General features: G+C 41.6%; 1 pseudogene. It reads left to right on the forward strand.

Annotation, left to right across the window (positions count from 1 at the left end):
- Positions 1–349: 349 nt before the first annotated feature.
- Positions 350–3081, forward strand: a pseudogene (locus AC58DT_RS15485) (hypothetical protein); the annotation flags it as partial.

Raw genomic sequence — 3081 nt, forward strand, 5'->3', positions numbered from 1 at the left:
ACCTGATGAAGGTGACGGTGAACGGCCAGACCGGCACGTACAAGGTGCTCAAGGACTAGCCACTAGCAAAGTACTTGGTTAAACTAAAAGGGCCACCCGCCATTGGCGGGTGGTTTTTTTTTGGGTTATATCCTGTCCTTGGGATGGCAGCGGATGGAAATGTTGATTTTTCAATGAATATGATAATTGTGTAACCTATTGTTTGATTATAATTCTATAACATTAATAATAAGTGGATAATAGAAATTATTATTAACAAAAACTTTGAATTGTTCTTTTTTTGGAATAGCTTTAATTCCTTAAAACTAAAAGTGTTAACTAAATCATTTTAATTATGAAAAAAATTACCATGCTAATTTTGCTCATGGTCTGTGCTCTAGGTTATAGTCAGATAGATGCAAAATCGATGGGAACAAGTAGTCCCGTCACGATCAAGAAACAGCAAAAACAAAGTCAAGCTGTACAACAAACACAGATTGAATTCAATTATAAGGGTTCATCTGCAACGGATATAGGGATTGATTATTCTACTGAAAACAGAGTCGCTTATAAGCAAAGAGTACCTTTGTTTGTAGCTCCAGATGTACTTACAGCTGAAAATGAAGCTGAAATTTTAGCTGCAGAGCAACAACGGGTTGAGACTGATTTAAATTACAATTCTGTAGTCCAGAACAGAAATCCGCTCGCGGCAATAATACCTAATGCTGGGGCAACAGAAACTTTTGCAGTAACTGCTGGAGATTTCTTTTATGACCCAACAGATGGCGTTAATGGAGGTCCAGGTGGAGATTGTACTACCACATCTTCTGGAGATCCCGGAGACTATCCTAACTGCGGTTGTGTTACCACAACAACGTTAACGGGTACTGATCTCTCAGTAGAATTTTTATCTTTCAATGTTTTTGGAAATTTTGACTGGTTAAATATTTATGATGGTCCAGATACCAGCTCTCCACAAATTTACGATAGTAACTTAAATACAGATACAGACACGCTTGCTGGTATGATTGCAGCAAATGGTTCGGCTGTTTTTAATTCTACTTCTGGTGCTTTGACTTTTGAATTTAATGCGACTGCAGTAGTAAATTCTTGTGGATGGGAAGTTGAAGTGCTTTCTGCTGGCGGCGGTGGCGGCGGTGGTGATCCAACAGTATTTGGACTTAACCTACGGGCTTCTTGTGGAAATGACTTTGGTACTTTCCCGTTGCCTGGTCCATATACAATAGCGCCAATTAGTTCAAATGCTAACCCTATTTATGGAGGTGATTTTGATGATAATGGTACTTTATATGCCTTTAACGGTACAGACGCAACTTTATTAACAATAGATACTGCAACAGGCGCTGAAACTACAGTGGCTAATATAACAGGATTGCTTGCTTCCGAAACTTTAAGAGGTATAGCGTGGAATGAATCAAATAGTACAATGTACTTACTTGCGGGACAAGGAGAGGTAGGTTCTATTTATACTGTTGACCTAACAAGTGGTGCAGCTACTTTGGTGGGTAGTACTACAGTTACAGGATGGCTTCCTATTTGGTTGGCAATAGACTCCAATGGAAATGCTTTCATGGCTGATGTAGGATTGGACAGTCTTTTCTCTGTAGATTTGACAACTGGTACGGCAACTCTTGTAGGTGCATTGGGTATTAATATTAATTTTGCACAAGATGCAGATTTTGATCCAGATACTGATACTCTTTATATGGGTGCATATTTAGGTGGTGGAGTTAATGTTTTTGCTTCAGTGGACACTACAACTGGTGTAGCCACACCTTTGGGTTCTGTTAATGCAGATTGTGCAGAATTAGGTGTTGTAGCTATTCAAGGCACTGGTGGTGGCGGAGGCGGAAGTGTATGTAGCCAGGACAACCCTGAGAATGCATTTGAGAACGGGTATACCACCTCTTCCGACCAAGCTCAGCGAATCGCCTTTGACATCACAGTACCTGCAGATACTGATTTTACTTTAAATACCGCAACAGTTGATATCTGGATGAACCCAGGCTCAACACTCTCTTCTTCCGATATTTCTTTCTACAGTGACGCAGGTGGTGCACCAGGTGCTTTAATAACTACTCAGACAGCTGTGATGCCAACTTCCCAAACCGTCATTGGCAGTAATTTTGGTTTTGATATTTCTGAAGTTGTTTTTGATATTACTCCTGAAATTCTTGCGGGTCAAGCTGGTGTGGAAACTACCTATTGGGTCGTATTTACACCTACTATTTCGGCAGGAAGCGGTTATATCAGTGCCACTACGGCAAGCATTGAAGGCTTTGAGGCCTATTTTTCACCAGATGCCGGTGTAACCTGGCTCATTATAGCTGGAAATGATATTGTATATAACTTTGAAGGAAACTGTGAGCCAATTGGTGGTGGCGGTGGCTGTACTCCAGATAATATAGAAACACTTTATGCTGGGGGGAACAACGGTAGCCCAGGAGGAGCTGTTTATTTTGATATTACAGTTGGAGCCTCAGATATTGAAGTGTCGACTATTGATATGAATACGGCACAATCAGGTCCATTTACTATGGATGTATATGTATTTGAAGGTACTTATGTTGGCAATCAAGGTAATCCTGCACCTTGGGGTGCTGCAGTAGCGATGGGGTCAGGAACTGGAGCTGGCGTTGGACTTCCTTCAACAGCTACATTAGATACTCCAATTATGATGTCTGCAGGTACTACATATGCTGTTGCATTGGTTTTTGATGCAACGCATGCACATACATATACTAACGGCGATGGAACAAATCAGAACTATTCAAATGGCGATATAACTTTAGATTTAGGATCAGCAAGTAATGTTCCTTTTACAACTCCTATTTTTGATCCACGTGTTTGGAATGGAGGCATTGGATACTGTGTGGATAATGGCGGCGGTAGCACTTATGATGATTGTTCAGGGGCTATTGCTTTAGCTTGTGGCGACAGTGTAGTTGGAGAGACTCTGACGGCGACGGATTCTGGCGGGAACGCAGCCCCTGATGTGTTCTACAAGTTCACTGGCACGGGTTCTGCGCAGTTGGTGACCATTTCGCTTTGTGGCGGCGGTACGGACTATGACTCTGTGCT

It is taken from the genome of Aequorivita sp. CRS11, assembly GCF_059693805.1.